Source organism: Psychrobacter sp. GW64-MNA-CIBAN-0177, assembly GCF_040309585.1.
Classification (GTDB): domain Bacteria; phylum Pseudomonadota; class Gammaproteobacteria; order Pseudomonadales; family Moraxellaceae; genus Psychrobacter; species Psychrobacter okhotskensis.
The window spans coordinates 1-20,717 of the sequence record NZ_JBEOOY010000011.1 but is presented as its reverse complement, the minus strand read 5'-3'; the positions used below and the strand labels follow the sequence as shown (position 1 = coordinate 20,717).

Annotated in this window: 16 protein-coding genes, 2 tRNA genes and 1 pseudogene; 8 read left to right on the top strand and 11 right to left on the bottom strand. The window is 41.0% G+C overall.

The genetic code is table 11. The features are described 5' to 3' along the window. Positions 1 to 30: 30 nt before the first annotated feature. Complete coding sequence (locus AAEY79_RS08590) at positions 31 to 744, bottom strand: FFLEELY motif protein (RefSeq protein ID WP_025652842.1); 714 nt, start codon at positions 742 to 744, stop codon at positions 31 to 33. A 262-nt stretch (positions 745 to 1,006) separates the two neighbouring features. On the opposite strand from AAEY79_RS08590, the gene AAEY79_RS08585 reads away from it, so the two are divergent. Together AAEY79_RS08585 and AAEY79_RS08580 are read left to right on the top strand one after the other, a co-directional pair. Then, complete coding sequence (locus AAEY79_RS08585; protein WP_201567550.1) at positions 1,007 to 2,692, top strand: ATPase; 1,686 nt, start codon at positions 1,007 to 1,009, stop codon at positions 2,690 to 2,692. Between the two features lie 564 nt (positions 2,693 to 3,256). Beyond that, a complete protein-coding gene (locus AAEY79_RS08580) occupies positions 3,257 to 4,864 on the top strand; it encodes an inorganic phosphate transporter (protein WP_025652844.1) in 1,608 nt (535 codons plus the stop codon). Between the two features lie 119 nt (positions 4,865 to 4,983). Here the strand turns inward: AAEY79_RS08580 and AAEY79_RS08575 are convergent, their stop codons facing one another. Further along, positions 4,984 to 6,603: an aminotransferase class I/II-fold pyridoxal phosphate-dependent enzyme gene (locus AAEY79_RS08575; RefSeq protein ID WP_350588257.1), complete on the bottom strand. Its 1,620-nt coding sequence runs from the start codon at positions 6,601 to 6,603 to the stop codon at positions 4,984 to 4,986. 622 nt (positions 6,604 to 7,225) lie between these two features. Here AAEY79_RS08575 and msrB point away from each other — a divergent pair. From msrB to AAEY79_RS08555, 4 genes are all read left to right on the top strand, one after another. After that, positions 7,226 to 7,651: a peptide-methionine (R)-S-oxide reductase MsrB gene (gene msrB / locus AAEY79_RS08570; RefSeq protein ID WP_025652846.1), complete on the top strand. Its 426-nt coding sequence runs from the start codon at positions 7,226 to 7,228 to the stop codon at positions 7,649 to 7,651. A gap of 155 nt (positions 7,652 to 7,806) precedes the next feature. Continuing rightward, positions 7,807 to 8,289 (top strand): glutathione peroxidase, encoded by a 483-nt coding sequence (locus AAEY79_RS08565; RefSeq protein ID WP_025652847.1) that lies wholly within the window; start codon positions 7,807 to 7,809, stop codon positions 8,287 to 8,289. Positions 8,290 to 8,683: 394 nt separating this feature from the next. Next, positions 8,684 to 8,759: transfer RNA gene (locus AAEY79_RS08560), tRNA-Val, on the top strand. A gap of 52 nt (positions 8,760 to 8,811) precedes the next feature. Then, positions 8,812 to 8,888 (top strand) — tRNA-Asp (locus AAEY79_RS08555). 159 nt (positions 8,889 to 9,047) lie between these two features. Here AAEY79_RS08555 and AAEY79_RS08550 read toward each other — a convergent pair. Further along, positions 9,048 to 10,616: a phosphatase PAP2 family protein gene (locus tag AAEY79_RS08550; protein WP_350588258.1), complete on the bottom strand. Its 1,569-nt coding sequence runs from the start codon at positions 10,614 to 10,616 to the stop codon at positions 9,048 to 9,050. 245 nt (positions 10,617 to 10,861) lie between these two features. Here AAEY79_RS08550 and AAEY79_RS08545 point away from each other — a divergent pair, with 245 nt between their 5' ends. Both AAEY79_RS08545 and AAEY79_RS08540 read left to right on the top strand, forming a co-directional pair. Continuing rightward, the gene (locus tag AAEY79_RS08545; protein ID WP_025652851.1) at positions 10,862 to 11,470 is read left to right on the top strand and encodes a DedA family protein; all 609 of its coding nucleotides are present in this window, start codon (positions 10,862 to 10,864) and stop codon (positions 11,468 to 11,470) included. 311 nt (positions 11,471 to 11,781) lie between these two features. Continuing rightward, a pseudogene (locus AAEY79_RS08540) lies at positions 11,782 to 13,017 on the top strand (IS3 family transposase). Positions 13,018 to 13,162: 145 nt separating this feature from the next. Here AAEY79_RS08540 and AAEY79_RS08535 read toward each other — a convergent pair. The 8 genes from AAEY79_RS08535 to AAEY79_RS08500 form a co-directional block, all read right to left on the bottom strand. Further along, a complete protein-coding gene (locus AAEY79_RS08535) occupies positions 13,163 to 13,876 on the bottom strand; it encodes a GAD-like domain-containing protein (protein ID WP_025652854.1) in 714 nt (237 codons plus the stop codon). Between the two features lie 22 nt (positions 13,877 to 13,898). Beyond that, positions 13,899 to 15,215, bottom strand: a complete 1,317-nt coding sequence (locus tag AAEY79_RS08530; RefSeq protein ID WP_025652855.1) for a polymorphic toxin type 15 domain-containing protein — start codon at positions 15,213 to 15,215, stop codon at positions 13,899 to 13,901. Beyond that, positions 15,212 to 16,165: a DUF2345 domain-containing protein gene (locus AAEY79_RS08525; RefSeq protein WP_025652856.1), complete on the bottom strand. Its 954-nt coding sequence runs from the start codon at positions 16,163 to 16,165 to the stop codon at positions 15,212 to 15,214. The genes AAEY79_RS08530 and AAEY79_RS08525 overlap by 4 nt, the downstream gene beginning before the upstream one ends. A gap of 43 nt (positions 16,166 to 16,208) precedes the next feature. Continuing rightward, a complete protein-coding gene (locus AAEY79_RS08520) occupies positions 16,209 to 16,958 on the bottom strand; it encodes a hypothetical protein (protein ID WP_156915663.1) in 750 nt (249 codons plus the stop codon). Between the two features lie 31 nt (positions 16,959 to 16,989). Further along, the gene (locus AAEY79_RS08515; RefSeq protein ID WP_156916024.1) at positions 16,990 to 17,550 is read right to left on the bottom strand and encodes a hypothetical protein; all 561 of its coding nucleotides are present in this window, start codon (positions 17,548 to 17,550) and stop codon (positions 16,990 to 16,992) included. A 395-nt stretch (positions 17,551 to 17,945) separates the two neighbouring features. Continuing rightward, positions 17,946 to 19,111 (bottom strand): IS3 family transposase gene (locus AAEY79_RS08510; RefSeq protein ID WP_101210724.1). Its coding sequence is split into 2 segments (ribosomal slippage): positions 17,946 to 18,853 and positions 18,853 to 19,111, totalling 1,167 coding nucleotides; the frame shifts between segments, so codons are not numbered across the junction. Positions 19,112 to 19,173: 62 nt separating this feature from the next. Next, positions 19,174 to 19,716, bottom strand: coding sequence for a hypothetical protein (locus AAEY79_RS08505; RefSeq protein ID WP_025652862.1), 543 nt, complete (start codon positions 19,714 to 19,716; stop codon positions 19,174 to 19,176). After that, complete coding sequence (locus AAEY79_RS08500; RefSeq protein ID WP_227502397.1) at positions 19,709 to 20,443, bottom strand: DUF2345 domain-containing protein; 735 nt, start codon at positions 20,441 to 20,443, stop codon at positions 19,709 to 19,711. Before AAEY79_RS08500 ends, AAEY79_RS08505 begins: the two co-directional genes overlap by 8 nt. Positions 20,444 to 20,717: the final 274 nt, after the last annotated feature.

Here is a 20,717-nt window from a genome sequence, read left to right as displayed (position 1 = left end):
TTCACCAGTTAACTGAGTCTCTAATTAGCCCTATGATACACCAAACGCCAAGGGCTTATTGCCATTATCCGTATCATGAACTTCGTCAATAATTTCAAGCTCACGTTCACAAAACGGTTCGATAAAGCTGCTTACGCTTTTAAGGGGTTTCATGGCTTTAAAACCGGTATCGATAAAGTCATACAGTGGTTGAAAGTTGTAGCGATAGGCGGTGCCTTTTGCTAACGCGAACGCTTGTTTGAGCATAAATGAGTTCAAATGCTTGTCAGTGCGGTAGCAAACATCCTTAAGATTGGTAATCTGAATGCGGCGCTTATTCGCTTCATCGACAGTACGATAGGCGGCTAGCATATTGTCTTCGGTAATTGGTAAGTCTTGGGCAAGTAGCCACTGAGCCAAATGTAAATCTAGCTCAATCGCTAGAATTGCTGCTTGGATACCCATACTGCCAGCTTCTAAAGCTGATTCTTTTGCAAGGCGTTCAAGCTTTTTGGCTTTTGGCAAAATCCGCTCTAACTGCTTGGCCAATAACTTAAACTCATCACCGCCGTATAGTTGCGTCAGAAAATAGTCTGCCATCAGTTGGTTTTTTGGCTGTTCGAATAGTTCACTATGCGTACGTTGGAGTCGCGCTTGTTGCCATACTTGCACTTCATTGAGTTTGGTGTTTAATTCAGCATCTTGATGATGTGGTAGCGCCCAAAAATGTGTGAGGTGCTGTTGTAAATCGGTTAAGGCAGACATAGTAAAAATCCTATATAAAGGTAAAAATTATGTGTAGGTTGAGAATGAAGTGGTCAAAGTTATGCTGAGTTTTGATGCCTATTTTGAGCCTTTTTTTATTATTTTATGATCCTATTAAAGCATGCTCTCAAGATTGTGTTCACCTTAAAAGAAAATAAAGCAGAATACAAATGTCAAACTGTTACATAGCAGCGTTATTTACCGAATTGGTCAAATGCTATGATTAAGCAGATGTGCTTTCAATCATAGGACGATGACCATTATGAGCAAAAATGACAATACGACTGAACCCAACGCAGCACAAGCGGTCAGTGCCCAATTTAGTGAGCAAGTGATAGAGGAGCGCTTAACCCCTAATCCACTGAATCAGTTTTCTATGGATAAAGATGCACTACGGTTGGCACTGGTCACCGCTCAATATGCCCTACGAGCAACGCGGCAACAGACGCCGCCAACCCTCAACAAACCAACAGGGCTTTTGGTGTTGGTCAATGGTATGGAGCAGGCAGGCAAAGGCACTGCTGTTAAGCAATTGCGCCAGTGGGTAGATCCTCGGCTACTCAAGGTTGAGGCAACCATCGGTGATTGTCCCTTAGCGTATCAGCCGATTTGGCAAGCACATACCAAAGCGCTGCCGCGTCATGGCGATGTGATGGTTTATTTTGGTAATTGGTATGCCGATTTGCTCTATAACGTTATGCGTATGGCAACATCAGACCATGATGATAAACCATCGAAAAATCAAAAACCAGAAGGTGCCAAGTCTGACAATGACAAATCTGACAATGAAAAGGCGTTACCGATTGCGCAATGGCAAGCGTATCTACAGCAGCAACTTATTAAGCTGCAAGCGTTCGAACAAGATTTAGCCGCCAATCAAACCCGACTGCTTAAATGTTGGTTCCATGTCAATATCGAAACGTTACAAGAGCGATTAAATGACGCTGAAGCCGACCCGCAGTTTTTGTATCAAATTGATTGGAATAGTACAGAGATAGTTGCGCAGTTTAATGAGGTAGCCGCGACACTGCTCCGCCAGCAAGATGATTGGATCATTATTGATGGTGATGATAAGTCAGATGCCGCCGATCGCTTCTGTCATGAAGTACTACAAGCGATGCAAACCGCGCTAGTAAGCAGCAAAATAAATACGGCAACAACCTCAGAGACTGACAAGCAAGCTCAGCAAGCAATTAAATCAGCGAAATTTAAACCTGTAAAAATCCCTAAATTTTTAGAAGACATCGATGATGCCGATATCGATAAGTCTGACTACCGTGATGCGTTGGCAGAAAAACAAGCACGTCTTGCTGAGTTGCTACGTGCGCGCAAAGGTCGGCATATCGTTTTCGCCTTTGAAGGGATGGACGCTGCTGGTAAAGGCGGGGCGATCAAAAGATTGGTGGCACCCCTCGACCCACGCGAGTATCAAATTTATAATATCGGCGCGCCAATGCTGTATGAGTTACAACACCCTTATCTATGGCGATTTTGGACCAAACTGCCAAACGAGCAAACGGATCGTATTAGTCGTATCGCCATCTTTGATCGTACTTGGTATGGTCGCGTCTTGGTTGAGCGTATTGAAGGATTTGCCACAGATGATGAATGGCAGCGTGCATATGATGAAATTAATCGCTTCGAGGCGGACTTGGCCACCGCAGGGACGTTGGTCATCAAATACTGGTTGGCTATTGATAAAAAAGAACAGCTTAAGCGTTTTGAAGCGCGTGAAGAGACGCCGCATAAGCAGTTTAAATTAACCGATGATGATTGGCGTAATCGCGATAAGTGGTCAGATTATGTGCAATCTGCGGCTGATATGCTGGCACATACCGACACAGCGTATGCACCTTGGTGCGTCATCGCCACCAATGAGAAGCGTCAGGCGCGTTTGGATGTGTTAGATCACGCTATTAAACAGCTGTTCGCGCTCTCAGACAGTTAACGGTTATAACCAGCCATAGTAAGGTTGGTTATTTCTCAAATGCCTAATAATATATAACTAAATAAAGAGGTTAGCAGGTTCGCACACTGGCAGTTACAAATCTTGCAATATCATCATGCATTATGTGCCTAGATTTAATATAATAGGCACGTAATGATTTCTGCCTTCTACTAAATGAGATGTGTGGACAAAGCATTCGTTTTATTTAATATAAATATTTTAAATATTTTGATGAAGTCGATTACAATGGAAGCTATAAGCCGCAAGATGCTTTAATCAAATGATTTGGCATTATCACTTGCGGCTTTGTGACATGTTGAATGATGTATCTATGGTCCTTGATATTGCATGGTACTGACGCCCTGTATTAATGATAGCTAAATTAATGATAGCTAAGGGTTAAGGTAAATACGTGCGCTAGGGCAGTAGATCGAAGCTGTAATTTGACCAGCACATTGCGCATACGCTCTTAAGTTTTGCATACTGGAAACGGTATCATTATTGGCGTCGCAATGTTAATAACCGCAGATAATTTCAATCACCTTACGCAGGGCGTATCAACGTATGGGTATTACCAACAGTTCTACTGAGCCAGCCAAATCAGTTGGCTCTATGAGAATAAATCTATTTTTTGGCATTTTACTGATTGCGATGACCGCCTACTTTTTGTGGTGGGGTCTAGATTACACCATGCGTCAGCAGACGACGCTATTTATCGTAGCTACCGCTTTTGGTGTCTTTATGGCATTCAATATTGGTGGTAACGATGTCGCCAACTCCTTTGGTACCTCGGTGGGTGCGGGGACGTTGACCATTCCACAAGCGCTGGGTATCGCAGCGATATTTGAAGTGTCTGGAGCTGTGCTGGCAGGTGGTGAAGTCACCGATACCATTCGCAGCGGCATTGTCGATCTGGATGGTCTTTCAGTAACGCCTAACCAGTTCATCTATGTCATGCTGTCAGCGCTTATCGCTGCCGCATTTTGGCTGTTGTTTGCCACCAAAAAAGGGTTACCCGTTTCGACCACTCACGCCATTATCGGCGGTGTTGTTGGTAGCTCCATTGTATTGGGTATCACGTTAGGTGGTACCGAAATGGCATTATCAACCGTGAATTGGGGAACGATTGGAACGATTGCGATCTCTTGGGTAATATCACCGCTACTAGGCGGCGTTTTCTCCTACCTTTTATACGGACAGATTAAGAAAAATATCATTGAGTATAATGATAAAACAGAGGCGCACATCGCGACTTTGAAAGGCAATAAGAAAACCTTAAAACAAAATCATAAAGAGTTTTTAGAGGCGCTCTCAGAGTCGGAACAACTGGCTTATACCTCAGCGATGTTGCGTGATCAAGAAATCTATAAAGATGATGATTGTGACGTTGAAGATTTAGAGACTGACTATTACAAACAGCTTTATGAAATTGAGAACGAGCGCAGCAACCTTGATACCCTAAAAGCTTTGAAACAATGGGTACCTATCATTGCTGCTGCAGGCGGGGCAGTCATGGCCTCTTTGGTCATCTTTAAGGGTCTAAAGAATGTCAATAATGGCATGACGACGCTGCAAGGCTTCTTAATCATGGGTATGATAGCGGCGCTGGTGTGGCTTGCGACCTATATATATACCAAGAGTATCCGTGGTAAGCATAAAGAGGATTTGACCAAGGCAACGTTTATTATGTTTAGCTGGATGCAAGTCTTTACGGCATCGGCCTTTGCCTTTAGTCATGGCTCAAACGATATTGCCAACGCCGTCGGTCCTTTTGCGGCCATTATGGATGTTATCCGCACCAATAGTATTGCTACCGAAGCGGCAGTACCACCTGCGGTAATGTTGACCTTTGGTGTGGCGCTTATTGTTGGCCTCTGGTTTATCGGTAAAGAAGTTATTCAAACCGTCGGTACCAATTTGGCAAAAATGCATCCTGCTTCTGGTTTTTCAGCTGAACTGGCTGCTGCTGCTGTCGTTATGGGTGCGTCAACCATGGGGCTACCAGTTTCTAGTACGCATACCTTAGTTGGGGCAGTACTTGGCATCGGTGTCGTGAATAGAGACACCAATTGGGCATTAATGAAGCCCATTGGTTTGGCATGGATTATCACCTTACCAGCCGCTGCTTCAATGTCAGCCTTGAGCTTTGTCATTTTGATGTACGTTTTCTAAAATAGAAACGTCATAGCTTAGATTTTACTCATAAAGTAACAACAAAAAAACGCTTATCGACATCATGCCGATAAGCGTTTTTTTGTACCTTTCTAATCTTTCTAATAGTTATTGACTCTTTAATCCGTACCAAATTGCTTACGTTTTTTGGCAAAGAAGCGATCTAAGCGATCCATGGCATCTTCTAAGTCGTGCAAATTAGGCAAAAATACCAGACGGAAATGATCGGGGGTGTCCCAGTTAAAGCCAGTACCTTGAACCATTAAGACATTTTCTTCAACCAATAAGTCCATCATAAACTCCATATCATCTTTGATAGGATAAATCTCAGGATCCATTTTAGGAAAGCAATAGAACGCGCCTTGCGGCATAGTGCAAGAGATGCCTTTAATCGCATTAAGTCGTGACACCGCCATTTCGCGCTGCTTATAGAGACGGCCTTTTTTTGAGGTCAGATCTTTCATACTCTGATAGCCGCCCATCGCTGTCTGAATCGCATACTGCCCTTGGACATTAGAGCATAGGCGCATAGACGCCAGCATGTCTAACCCTTCGATGAAGTCTGCCGCGTGGTGTTTTTTACCAGAAACCATCATCCAGCCAGCACGAAATCCTGCGATACGGTGCGATTTTGATAAGCCATTATATGATAAGACCAGCACCTCGTCCGTCAGGGTGCTTACTGGGGTGTGTACCATATCATCATAAAGAATACGGTCGTAAATCTCGTCGGCCATGATGATTAAGTCATGCTCTTTAGCGACTTGGATAATTTGTTTCAGCAGGTCATCACTATAAAGTGAACCCGTTGGGTTATTGGGATTAATAACCACAATGCCCTTGGTCTTGCTCGTAATCTTAGACTTAATGTCTTCAATGTCAGGGTGCCAGTTATCTTCTTCATTACAGCGATAATGTACCGCTGTGCCACCAGCCAAGTTCGCCGCCGCTGTCCAAAGCGGGTAGTCTGGCATCGGGATAAGCACTTCATCACCGTCGTTCATTAACGCCTGCATAGTCATCACAATCAGCTCAGAGACCCCATTGCCCAAATAGACATCACGAACATCGACTGCTGATAGTAATCCCTTTGCTTGATAGTACTGCAAGACAGCTTTACGAGCAGAAAAAATCCCTTGCGAGTCGGAATACCCTGTCGCGTCTGGCAAATTCATGGCCACATCGCGCAAAATCTCATGCGGTGCTTCCAGACCAAAAGGCGCTGGATTACCGACGTTTAGCTTTAGTATACGCTTGCCTTCGGCTTCCATTTTATTGGCTGTTTGTAGTAGGGGACCACGAATGTCATAACAGACGTTTTGCAATTTATCGGATTTTTTTATTGGATTCATAGAGTGACCACTCATAGGGTTGTTTTGTGAGTTTTTACGGGCATTAGGGGTTGTTGTATCAGTTTGGACATTGTCACGAACATCAAGCCTCTCGTCCTTGGTGTGAACACGATTAGGTGAGTCTGCCTCAGTGGCTGTCTCATGAGGCAACTCACCGCGCAACAGATACCCTTCGCTGCAGCCCAGTATTCGTGCCAATGTTGGTAGCTTAGACGACACAATACCGTTGGTACCACGCTCCCAGTTCGAGATAGCACCGCGACTGACCTTTGCACCCGCTGCTGTCATAGCTTGTGACAATTGCTCAGCAGTGAGTCCCTTGTCGCGGCGTAGCTGTACCAACCGTTCGGCTTGTGTGCCTTTGCTCTTATCATCAGCCATAATCATCTAAGCCTTTATTAATCGATTTGTCATAAAGAGTAAAAGTAAGAAGTTGGTTAAATTTAGTGTTATCGAATGAACTTCTACTTAATCCAAAACCACTTAATCCAGTGCTAATGCAAGATATTATTGCATAAGGTAGGCTGATGCAAGTATTTTTTAATACACGAATGCAAGAATAACTTGCACTAATCGTTTGATAATGCTCCATCCTCACTACTCATGGGCGTTAGCATAAATTTACCAGTAAAATTTTAATAAAATAATTGTGTATAACGTTGGTAAAAATAGACAGCTGCTACCGATGTGATTAAAGTGGCTGATTACAGCATCATTGTCTGTGACGCTATACAAGGTCTATGATGCGATAGATAATTATTACTCATCTCTATCAAGCTTGTCATCATATACCCCTTGAATATCATGCTGACTAGCAGCAGATAAAGGCTATCGTTATCCTAATAAGGTGATGATAAATCCCTAGTAATCGATTATATAATACAATCAGCTTAAGGTGATTTGGCTACAAAGCAGACAAGTAGAACTACGACAAATAGTAGACTAAGCGAGCTTTAACCGTAGCCGATTTATATAAGACTGACTATACATACTCAAGTAAGGATCAATCATGCAAGACAATCAACTTAGCAAAGAAGAAATCAGCCAACTGACCGAAGCAGATTGGAAAGAGCGCCTTAGTGCTGATGAATATCATGTAATGCGTGAAAAGGGTACAGAGCGTCCATTTACTGGCGTTTATAATGATGCAACTGATGACGGTGTTTACCGCTGTAAAGGTTGCGGCGCCAGCTTATTCGATTCTGCTAGTAAGTTTGATGCCAGTTGCGGTTGGCCGAGTTTTGACCAAGGCATCGATAACAGTGCTATCGAAGAGCATGTGGATAATTCGCTGGGCATGACTCGAACAGAAGTCACCTGTAGCAACTGCGGTGCACATTTGGGCCACGTATTCCCAGATGGGCCAAGTGAGACGACAGGTATGCGCTATTGCATCAATTCAGTCTCTATTGATTTAGACAAATCTGAAAAGTAGTTTCAGATATAACCATTAGATTATTTTTCTCTAAAGGTATAAAAAGGAAGCACGTGTTGCTTCCTTTTTAATTATTGGCGCTGTATATTAATATTATTAAAAAGGCAGGCGCACCCAAAAATATCAAAAAAAATCAATCAATTTAAGGATAGATGATGAGTACTGTTTACGACTTTACTGCAGAGCGTATGGACGGCAGCCCGCAAGCCTTTTCTGACTATCAAGACAAGGTGTTATTGATTGTCAATACTGCGAGCAAATGCGGCTTTACCCCGCAGTTTGAGGGGTTAGAGGCGCTACATGAACAATATAAAGATAAAGGTTTGGTCGTTGTGGGCTTCCCTTGCAATCAATTCGGTAGCCAAGACCCTGGTAGTAATGAAGAGATCGGGGCGTTTTGTCAAAAGAATTACGGCGTAAGCTTTCCAATGATGGCAAAGGTCGACGTCAACGGCAAAGATGCTCATCCTATTTTTGATTGGCTTAAAGAACAAAAAGGCGGCTTACTGACAGACGGTATTAAGTGGAATTTCACCAAGTTCTTAGTTGGTAGTGATGGTCAGGTGATCGATCGTTATGCGCCAACGACCAAACCTGAAGCCATGACCGCTGATATTGAAAAAGCTTTGGCCAAATAATCCGTTATTTCTTAATAAAATAAAAGAATATTGGCTTTATCGTTAAATATAAAGCCAATAAAAACATGGGATTGTCATTATGCTTATAAAATCGTTAAAAAATAGCGAATAAAAAGGCAAATAATATTTGACAGGCAGGTGTAAATCTATATAATACACACCCACAGCAAGGGGCTTTAATTAAGTTCTATGTTGTTGAAATTATCGTCAAGATATTTCAGTATTAACTAGAGAGTGACTACTTTAGTTAATCAAAGCTTTAGAAAATTCTATTTAAAGAATTTTCTCTTGCGGATAAATACCTACTTTATGTAGGTGCTGAGTTTTTAGAATTTACGACAATGTAAATTCTCTTGCGCTCGGACGAAGCAGTGCTTCGTTATATCCTCGCTCAGGGTGATTAGCTCAGTTGGTAGAGCGTCTGCCTTACACGCAGAATGTCGGCGGTTCGAATCCGTCATCACCCACCACTCTTTTTAGCGAGTGTCTCTGTAATAAGAGAAGATGCTAAAAACGACCTAAGCAGCGGTAGTTCAGTTGGTTAGAATACCGGCCTGTCACGCCGGGGGTCGCGGGTTCGAGTCCCGTCCGCTGCGCCATATTTAAAACTTAGTTTTAATACAAAAGTTTCAACCTCAAACATTAGATTGTTTGAGGTTTTTTTGTGTCTGAATTCTGATGTAAGTATCTGGTTTAGACGCAAAACGGCATAGCTATTATTAACGAGGACGTATTGATCACTATTTTAAAATAATGGTTCAATTCTTTTTAGCGAAAATTTCTATCTTATTAACGAGTAACTTGGGCAGGTAATAGTCATTGAGGTGCGCTTTTGGATATTGCTCGTTGATCCAAGTGACGTAATTATCAGCAGTCAACTGTCCTTGATATATCAGATACAAAGCGTGCAGGGCGACGCTACGGGATAATCCCATCACGCATTGGAAGTTAATCAGTACCATATTGTCAGGCAGCTGTTTATGCGTGATATTAGTCGCTATACCAATGTTTGCTAAGGCATCGTTTGCTAAGGTATCTATCTGTTTAAACAGATGAATAAAATCCTGAGCAGCAACCTCTCTTAAAGACTGTAAATCCAACAGTGGAAAATAAAGATATTTAATTTTAATAGCGGTAAATGATAGGTAAGTATTGCAGAGTGATGAGCTGTTATTATTAACGTCTAATTTGTGTACTTCCGCCTGAGTATTTAGCGCTTTTTTTAAGCTCAAATTATGGCTATTGGTTTCAACAGCGGAGTCAATCACAATAATTGTCGAAAATTTTGAAAAATACAAATAGTGTCTATTATTCATTTGCGACAAGCCAAATAATTTTGGCGTAGCGATCGCATATATAGAGTCCGCTATTTTATAGTTCGAGCCCATATCAGTATGACTCAATAAGCCAGAATTTGACTGTTTATGTTGAGTGAATTGATAGCGTTGTCCGACATACCACATCAGTCGGTAGCCCAATAATAATGGCGCAAATATCAACCAAGTAGACAGTCGTAAGCGCCCTTGCTTATCCTTTGCAAACCAACGTTTATCACGAGTTTGGTTGGGGTGTTGATACGCCCATGCCAAACCCAAAAAACTTAACGCCCAGTACGTGGCGACTACAGAATACAACCCTGCAAAAGTGCCAGAGGCAACGCTTCTATTGAGCATGAATCCTGCTATCGATAGAATTAAAAATCCTGATATCGCCACCACTAAATACTTTAAAACTAAATTATTACGCAGCTTATTGATCATGATCAGTACAAGCGCCGCCAGTAATAAGCCACCGGCAATATCTAAAAGATGATGTTGATAAGTCAGGACGGTGGAGACGATGATGAGACTACAGATACAACAAAGTGCTAGGCGATATAGAGCGGATTTTGAAAGTTGCCATAAAGACGTCCCCAGTAATACAGCATATGCCACATGCAGGGAAGGAAACTGGTTAAAAGGTTTGTCGGTTATATGCAAAAACTGATAGCCATAATGCGCCCAGCCTAATACAGTAGGGCGCTCAAAAGTAAATTTGGCGGGGAATATATAAAAGATAAAACAGGCGAAAAGCGTGGCTAAGATTAATTTTCCTGTTAATAAGGAAAGTTGTGCTGGTGTTTTTACCATAAAAAAGCCGGCACAAAACAGCATGATTGACCAGCTATAAGGCACAATCATCGGTGGGATGAAAGGAATCGCTACATCAATCGGTGTGGCGAGGTTATAAACTTTCTTAGGCCATACAGAGTTAATGCTACTTAATTCAGAAAATTGGATATCATAAAACAGCGCTTGCGCATAGAGATTAGTCAAAGAGTACAGCATAGCAAAGACGCCAAAAGCGCAGGCTAAGGAGATCCATCTAGATATCATGGAAAGAGGTGAATTACTGGTCATAGGGTTTGTCTAATCATTGCCATAATGCAAGTGCTATAAATAGCATAAAACAGCAGATTTTGACACAAAGTAGGTTTAGACTAATCGCAATGTTTGGATATTTTCATGGTTAGATGTGCTCAAAAATTGAAAAAATACGACCGTCACGATGGTAATGAAGGAAAGTAATAATTATGAATCAAATCAGCGAATGGGTACTCAGTATTATGGCAAAGTTTGGCTACTTTGGTATTGTATTTGCCATGTTTGCCGAAAACGTTTTTCCACCTATCCCTTCTGAAGTCATTATGCCAGCAGCTGGTTTCGCCGCGTCGAGAGGTGATTTAAATTTAATCTTAGTCATCCTTGCTGGCACGTTAGGTGCTTCACTTGGTGCGTTACCGTTATATTATTTAGGTCGTATATTCGATAAAGAACGTTTGATCGCGGTTACCGAAAAATATGGTAAATACGTGCTCGTTAAACCTGATGACGTTGCCTCTGCAAATGAGTGGTTCGATAAACATGGTAAAACAGCCGTGTTCTTTGGCCGTATGGTGCCTGGCGTTCGTTCGCTCATTTCTATCCCTGCTGGCATGAACAATATGCCGCTGCTGCCTTTTTTAGCATTGACGGCTTTAGGCTCGAGTATATGGACAGCGGCGTTGACGTTGGCGGGATATTATCTCGGACAGAACTATGAGGTCGTCGAAGGGATATTAGCCCCTTACTCTAAAGGGTTTGGCATACTGATCGTTGTAATTATTATCGGTTGGCTTATTAAGCGCCGTCGGCAACCGTAAATGATGTCCGTTTTATTCGAGAAATATTTAGGGCGTGTCCTCAACCTGAACAAAAGCGACTAAATGGGCTAAAAATAGCTAACTCTTGCCAAACTACGTCAAATAGCTAGTCAATATCTCGATATTATCTGCACTATTTTCCTTGTTTGGCTACCATTTATCTTATTTTTATCACCATTTTCAGATTGAGGACACGCTCTAGTAGCCGCTATTTTTATTATATGGTCAAAGCTCAATAGCATCATGTGAGCTATGCTGAAAAAACCGTACACCTAAACTTGGTAAACTAAGCGTATTAATCGGAGTTTATCATGACCAAGAAAATAAGAAGCTACAGTGACGAATTTAAAGCCGAGGCCGTCAAGAAGATAGCAGACAATAATGGCAATATCTCAGCGACCGCAAAGCACCTTGGCATCGCCATGCAGACCTTATCTAATTGGCATAATAAAGCCAATCAAGGCAAGCTTATCGGCACAGAACAATATGATCCTGATCTTATGACGGCTCTTCAGGAAATAAAGCAGCTCAAACGACAGCTTAAAGTAGCCGAAGAGGAACGAGAGATATTAAAAAAGGCGACGGCGTACTTTGCCAATGAGGAACGTTAAGAAACAGTCTAGTAGACTGTTTTAGTGACGCAAGACGTAGGGCTATGCCCGCAGTGACAGTTAGTGAAGTAGGCCTTTATCAAAAACAACGATCTCTTCTTTAGTATCACTACTATGTGTCGTGTACTAAAGGTTAAGCATTCTAGCTACTATTATGACTGGCTGAGTCGTGATATCAGTGAGCAACAGATACACCGTAACCAGTCTGAGCTACTTGTCAGAGCGGCACATAGTGAAACAAAAGCATGTTATGGTGCTGATCGACTGCACGCAAAGCTGATAGAGCAAGGGCACGATATTAGCCTATATATGGTCAGAAGCATTAAAGAAGAACATGAAATCAAATGCCGTCGTCACAAACGCTTTAAAATCACCACTGATTCCAACCATAACAAGCTTGTCTATCCAAACATACTAAATCAGCAATTTGATGCTAAGCATCCTAATGAATCGTGGGTCAGTGATATTACTTATATCTGGACCAATGAGGGTTGGTTGTATTTAGCTGGAGTCAAAGATTTATACACCAAAGAGCTGGTCGGGTATGCTATCAATAAGCGAATGACCGCAGATTTAGTATGTCGTGCACTCAATATGGCAATCAAAAATAAACGTCCAAGCCAAGGATTGATTGTGCACTCTAACAGAGGCAGCCAGTATTGTAGTCATGCCTATCACAAAATCATCAAGTAGCATAATTTCAAAGGCTCAATGAGTGGTAAAGGCAATTGTTTCGACAACGCACCCATAGAAAGCTTTTGGGGCACATTAAAGAATGAGCTAGTGTATCACCAAGACTATAAAACAAGGTTTGTAGCAATCAATGATATCATCGGCTATATCGAGCTGTACTACAACCAAGCGAGGATTCAAAAGAGTTTAGGCTATAAGTCGCCAAGACAGGTGTGGTTTGACTATTATCGTAAAGCTGCTTGATTCAAATCTCCCAAGTTTAACTGTACGGATTTGACGGCAGGGGTCATATCGTCAATTCCTCTCATACCTGTTTGAGGATGAAAGTAGTGGAGCCAATCAGCTGATCGCTAATAAAAAACCACCCGAAGGTGGCTTAAATAATTAATTATACTAAGTCATCTAAATCAGGTAGATTTGATGAATCTTCAACACCGAATGCCATTTGTCCTAATTTCTTAAAGTCGATGTATTGGATTTCAATCAAGTCAGGTAAGAGACTAAGATGCACAAAGATATTCATTTTATCGACATTTTTGATAGACGCATTGTCACTTATGGCAAGGGCAGGAACGAAGCCAAACATCTCGTCATAGTCGAGCGCACCAAACTTTTTCACACAACGCTTGAATAGGGGTTTACCGTTATTGTCTTCCATATCTGTATATTTAATCTGTTTAAACCCAAAAAACATAGCTAATTCTTGATTGGATTTTCCATACGCTATTTCTTTTGCATTACCTTTCTTTTGGTATATCCAACCTAGAGTAGGAGTGATTTCAAATGTGAATCCTGATTTTTCACCCCAAACGTATAATTCGCCAAAGCCACTTCGAGCGATCACATAATAGTTATCTTGCCTCATAACCTCATCGCCGAGCCATGTAGTCAGATCTTCTTCGTAGTCAGCTGGATTAACTATCCAAAATAAGCCTTTTTTAAAGCGACAAAACCCTAAACGCTCCCAATAGAATAGTAGTTTATCAGGCAATCTACCACGATAACGATTAAAAATAGCTTGTGCAACTGGCTGCTGCCAATCAGGTTGTCCAAAGTCTTCCATGAAAAGATCAAAGTCTTCATCTATAATAAATGTACTCATTTAAATGTCCTTTAGTCATATTTTATTTACATCTATTTAGTTCAACGTTCATTTTGGTTTGCCCGCCTTGTTTTAAAGCTTCTTTAGCGGCTTTATCCATCTGTGCAACTCTACTATTTGCTTCAACTTTATTAGACCATTGTCCACCTATGGACTTATTCACATCAGCACGACCCAGTCGATTAATTTTATCTTTACCACCTGCAATCATATCAGGATCATGTAGAGCATTCAGGTCTTTCATTATTTCAGGAGTGCGTTTGTTCGCTATTTTAGCTTCAGAAGCCGTCTTGCCTTGCTTGCGATAGCTTCTCTGTAATGATTCAGAAATATCGTTTTCGTATTTATTTCTAGCTTTAGTCTGCTCACTTCCTGTTCCTTTACGCTGGTTTTTATTGTAGGAGGCGCGGCCAGCTAGATACTCATCTACAGTTAAATTATTGATGCCATCTTGTTGACCTTTAAGTTGTTTATAATAGTCTTTCTCAAATTTTGCATTTGCTTTACTGTCTTTAGAAAATCTGCTTTTTAAGTCTTTGCTTGGCTTAAAGCACTTCGGCTTATGCTGCTTCATAACTCCTTTTCTAGCAGGTCTCGACGTGATACTACTATTATGATTAACCGTTTCACCAGAAGCGTTCCTGTTGGTTGAAGCTAAGGCTGTGCTGGGTTTTGTGCCAGCAGCTTTACCAACGCCTGCATGATTAACACTCGCTGTAGCCGGTGTCATTTTCGACCAGCCATTTATCTCATTAATAATTTGCTGAGCGAAACGATCAAAGTCTTTTTGAATTTGAATTAACTTTTGCTTATTAGACTTACTTAAACTATTGAGAAACTTAGGGGTCAAGATACTGTTAAGTAAGCCTTTTAGTTTACTGACATCTAACGCTTTTTTTAAAGCTTGCTCTGCATTACCTTTACCAAATTTTCTGATAAAGGCAAATAGATCAGCAGGGTTTTTACCGCCAATCTTGATAGCTTTAATAGCACTTTTAACTGCATCACCAAAGACTGGTATCAGCCCTATTAATGCTGCTATGAGTAAGAACCATAATGTAATATCGGAGGGTTTATCTTTAAGGCTCATGACTGCCTTGATGATGTCTCGCGCATCAATAAGCTGTCCTGCAATAGGAACTGCACCGATCACAATTTCAGCAAATAGTGCCCAAGACGAGGTGTTTTCACCTGCTAGAAACGAACCTGTCTCTTCTTTTAATGCTTCAAACCAGCCTGTGGGTTTTTCTTGTTTGGCTTTTTTATATTTTTGAGGAGTGTAATCCTTCCCTATGTTACTAATCCCTAGTGCGCCGCCGCCAAAGCCATTACTACTCATATACCATCCTCCATATCTATATCAGGCTTGAAGTCAGCAGGGTCTTCACCATAATAAACATGAGCTTGACCCTTAGGCACACCTTCTAAACGAGCAAAGCCATTTTTATCTAAAATGCCTTCTCTGACAGAGCCATCTGCGAACTCGACACGGTAGGGCGCACTGCTTACTGGAGTCTCATCATCGTGTAGATAATTAAGCTCGATAAAGGTTGGTGGTTCGTCCAAGATATTAGAAGGTAAGCCTGATACAAATTGACCATCAACTCCGCCCCCAGCCTTACTGTGCTTACCTGCTTTTTCCGTCACCTCTTTGGCGGCGATAGTGATATTGCTACCATCCAAAGTAATACTCGCACCGCCTGCCGTTATCGTCACTTTATTGGTTGCCACGACTTCTACCTCTTTGGTGGAGGAGGCGATGTTCACATCTTGCTTGGCGGTTGCTTCCAGTTTCCCTGTATGGGCGGATAGGGTGATATTTTCTTTGGCATTGGTCATACTAAACTGACCATCGGCTATGATATTGAGTGATTCGCTACTGACTTGATGATGACTATCGCCACTACTAATCATCATGTCCGTTTGCGTAGTACTAATTATCTCACCCATACTTCTGTGAATCAGTATATCGTCACTGACATAACTTGTGTCTGCTGCGCTGTCGATTAGCGTGTAAGGTGTTTGCTGATGGGTTTTAGTGTCTTGTTCCTTGGCGATACTCTCTAACTGAGTTTTAATGTTGGCATGATCATTAACTGACCGTCCAAGCCCAGAGGCAAGTTGCGTTAACCGCTCAGTCAAGTGCTGACCACCCAATGCCGTTTGGGTCAGAGTAGGGGTATGGTGCTGATAGTTATGTTGCTGTGCTTGGAGGTGGGTTTGCGGCTGGGTGGAGAGGACGAGGGTGTTGGCATATTTGATGTTGATGTGACTATTACTAGTGAGCAAGAACTTTTAGATCATTAATAAGAATTGGTAAATTTCGTACTTGTCATTTTAAGAAAAGCTTGTTTTTAAGTTCATGTTTAGAAGTTTCGAAATCCTCAGCATTGCATATTGTATTTAATTTTTTATTAGTGGGAAGACTAATCCAACCATCTTGATAGCTGAATTTATATGCATCATAACTTTCCTGAGATGAAAGACAACAGGCAAAAGAGCCTGCTAAGGCTTTGCACTCTTTACCATTTATACTTGCTTCAACGATATTAAGATTTGGTGCACCTAAAAGCTCTGCAGAGAAATAATCTAATCCTTTATCATCACTCGGTATGATCTCACTAATAATATCAATACCATCCAGATTAAGGTCGTAATGGTTTAGTTTATTAGTGCTATAGCTCAAAGAAGGAATTTCAGGTATATAAGTAACAATAGCATCTAATCGTGTAGGAATATTAGTTTGTGTAGAGTATAAGCTTCTTGATTGGTCATCAAAAGTAGCAATAAACTTATTATTTTTTAGTATGAATATATGTTCAGTATTTTCAGTACTTGATAAGATTGTAAATCCATTAACCTCATAGCTCTTATAGTCGTTTGCAAATACACCATTATCCTTGATTTTAGTATCGAAGTTCTCAATATCATTAGCTGAAAAACCATATTTCTCTAAATCAGATTTGTCGATATAGTCTATTAATGAAACTTTTTTAGGTTCAGCTAAATTTGAGTCATAACGGCATGACGTTAAAAGAACAATACTACTAAGTAGTAGTAAGTCGTTAATTTTCATTGACATAATATTCTTATCTCTCATTTCATCATTTTAATTATTTTTCATTTTCTAGTGAAGAATAAACTCTGATAGAAGTAATATTCTTTGGTAAAGACTCAAATTTATCGTATTTACTTATTGCACTCTCTGTTAAATCAATAGCTCGAAATCCGACTAGTATATCTTCATGATCATTTGATCTATAGGCAAAATCGGCATCGTATAAATCAGTATTAGTTTCAGACTTTCTTGAGTGATAATCTAAATAAGTGATATTAAGGTCTTTTAAATCTAATTGAAATTCAGGTGTAATGAATTGATTGTCAGCATTTTTGATATAAATATTTCTGGCTTTGCTATCATTTAGATAAGTAAATACAGTAGTATGAATATCTACTGTTTCAAAACTGTATCTGATCCATTTGTCGGCTTTGGGATAAAAAGGTTTATAGATACCAAGAACATTTGATTCTGAAACTAGATCTGTTTCATTGGCAGTCAATCTAATAGCAGCCTTTGTTATTTCTGTCATGTTTTTACCATTAGAATGAGCGATTGATTGTGTGTCATTTGCTTTTATTAGTGCGTTGTTTAGTGATAGTCCACCTTGCATCACAGAGTCTCCAATTTGCGTGTTTTCCGAAGTTTCACAACTTACGAATAAGAAAAGAGCTGAAATAACTAGAGCGACCTTGATCATTTTAAATTCTCACTATTTATTATCTTCACAGATTAGAATGATAAGAATGTTTGGCAATAGCGCTAGGTACGGTAGTACCTTCCATGGGTTTCCACTTGTCTTCAAGATATATAGGATCAAACAAATCAACTCCATTGTGTTTGTATAAAAACGGTTGACCATATTTTGTTCTAAACTGATCATACCAAGAATACGGGTTTACAAACATTGCTCCTGTAAAAGGTACTTTCCGTCCATCGATATATGAAGGTTCAAATAAGAAGTTTGACCCCTGCCGTCAAATCCGTACAGTTAAACTTGGGAGATTTTAGTTACGCCGCTTGACGATAATAGTCAAACCACACCTGTCTTGGCGATTTATAGCCTAAACCCTTTTGAATTCTCGTTTGGTTGTAGTACAACTCGATATATCTAATGATATCGGTAATAGCGGCAAATCTGGTCTTATAGTCCTGATGATATACCAGCTCATTCTTTAATACACCCCAGAAGCTCTCTATGGGTGCGTTGTCATAACAATTACCTTTGCCACTCATTGAGCCTATAAACTGATGCTGTTTAATAATCTTATGATACGCATGGCTACAATACTGACTGCCTCTGTCAGAGTGAACAATTAGTCCCTTGCTTGGTCTCTTATTCTTAATTGCCATGTTCAATGCTTTGCAAACTAAGTCAGCGGTCATACGTTTGTTGATGGCATAGCCAACCAGCTCTTTGGTATACAAGTCTTTAACGCCTGCTAAGTACAGCCACCCCTCGGTTGTCCAGATATAGGTGATATCACTGACCCATGCTTCGTTAGGGCGGTTGACGTCAAACTGCTGATCGAGCACGTTGTCATAGACCAGCTTGTTGTGGTTTGAGTCGGTAGTAACTTTAAAACGCTTATGACGACGGCATTTGATACCGTGTTCTTCCTTGATGCTTCTGACCATGTATGGGCTGATATCATATCCTTGCTCATTTAGATGCGCATGCAGACGCTCAAAGCCGTAGCGCTCCTTTGTTTCACTGTGTGCCGCTTTGATTAGTAGCTCAGACTGGTTACGATGTATCTGCTGAGCGCTGATGTCACGACCCAGCCAGTCGTAGTAACTTGAGGGTCTAATATGTAGTACACGGCACATGCTACTGATGCGAAAGAGTTGCTGGTTGTCTTTAACAAAGGCGTACTTTACTAGCTGTGTTTGGCGAAGTACGCCGTCGCCTTTTTTAGAATTTCGCGCTCCTCTTCGGCAACTTTCAGCTGTCGCTTGAGGCGCTTATTCTCTTCTAGCACGGCCATTAGCTGTGGGTCATATTGCTCAGTCCCTGCAAGCTTGCCTTGAGTGGCTTTGTTTTGCCAGTTAGATAGCGTTTGCATGGCTATGCCAAGCTGCTTTGCAGTCGCTGAAATATTACCCTTATTGTCTGCTATCTTCTTAATAGCTTCGGCTTTAAATTCATCGCTGTAGGTTCTTACTTTCTTGACCATGGTAAACTCCTCTTTGAGTCGTTAGTTTACCAAGTTTAATTGTACGGTTTCTTCAGCATAGCTCAGTTAGCTGTTCCACTAGGTGTAGTAATATAACCCTTACCACTAGGCGTATCAATGTTTGCGTCGTCTAAAACATCTTTTGCCGCTTCTGCACAAGTATCATTCATATATGCTGTATATTTTTCTTCACCTGATATAACCTTCTTCTTAAATTGGTCAGCTTGCTTTTTAATTGCTATTAACTGTTTTTTGCTTATTCTAAATTTGTAGAGTCTTGAAACTTCAGTAATGGGGTAGTTTATAGTAGCGGGACGTCTTCCACTAAACTCATCAATTCCTGCTGCTAACTCTCGCTTTGTTGGTGTTGCGGCACCCTTTGGACCAAAACTATATACTGTTATGATCTTTCCATTTTTCACTGTGAAAAAGAATGCATGCCCATAATCAACATTGAGATTTTGAGTATTATTACGAAAAGCAGTAGCTATATGATTGACTTCAAAACCAACTACTAAGTAATACTGATTCGAAATTACTTGAACTTGGTTGTTAGAAATCATAGGTAGAGTACGATTAAGAGTATTTTTATTATATTTACTCATTAGCTTCACTCCCATAGTCATCCTGCCAATTGAGGTCTATATGAATATTAATCTCCTCTTCACTATTAGACTGAAAACGTTCAGTCCAACCCTTTTCATCGGTAGTACCCTCAAACGTTTCGCCAGTTGTTTTATTAATAGCTCTATAAGGCATATTAGCATAAGGTACATTGTCTTCATCTACAAACTGCTGTACCAAATTATAAACACCATCCATCAGCGTCTTTTTATCAGGAATTATGCTAGGCAACCCCGCCAATCCCAACCCATCCCTTCCACCTCCAGCCTTACTGTGCTTCCCAGCTTTCTCCGTAAACTGTTTCGCTGCAATCGTAATGTCAGCACCATCAAGCGTGATCCTGGCACCACCAGCCGTCAGCGTAATTTTATTCGTCGCTACTATCTCAACCTCTTTGGTGGAGGAGGCGATGTTCACATCTTGCTTGGCGGTTGCTTCCAGTTTCCCTGTATGGGCGGATAGGGTGATATTTTCTTTGGCATTGGTCATACTAAACTGACCATCGGCTATGATATTGAGTGATTCGCTACTGACTTGATGATGACTATCGCCACTACTAATACTCATATCTTGCTGAGTAGTGCTAATCATCTCGCCCATAGTTCTATGAATAATGGTATCGTCGCTCACATAGCTTATGTCAGCTGCGCTATCTATCAGCGCGAATGGCATTGTTTGATGGGTATTGGTTTGTTGTTCTTCTGCGATAGTCTCAAGTTGCGTCTTAATCGCGTTATGATCTTTGACGTTATGTCCAAGACCTGTTGCCAGTTGCGTTAAACGTTCAGTTAAGTGCTGACCACCAAGAGCAGTTTGAGTCAGAGTCGGTGTATGCTGCTGATAGTTATGCTGTCCAGATTGTGCGTGGGTGCGTGGGTTTGCGGCTGAGTGGAGAGTAGTAAATATAAAAAACCACCCGAAGGTGGCTTAAGTAAAATAATAACAAACTAACCTTTTTCACCCTCAAACTGCCAAATAACCT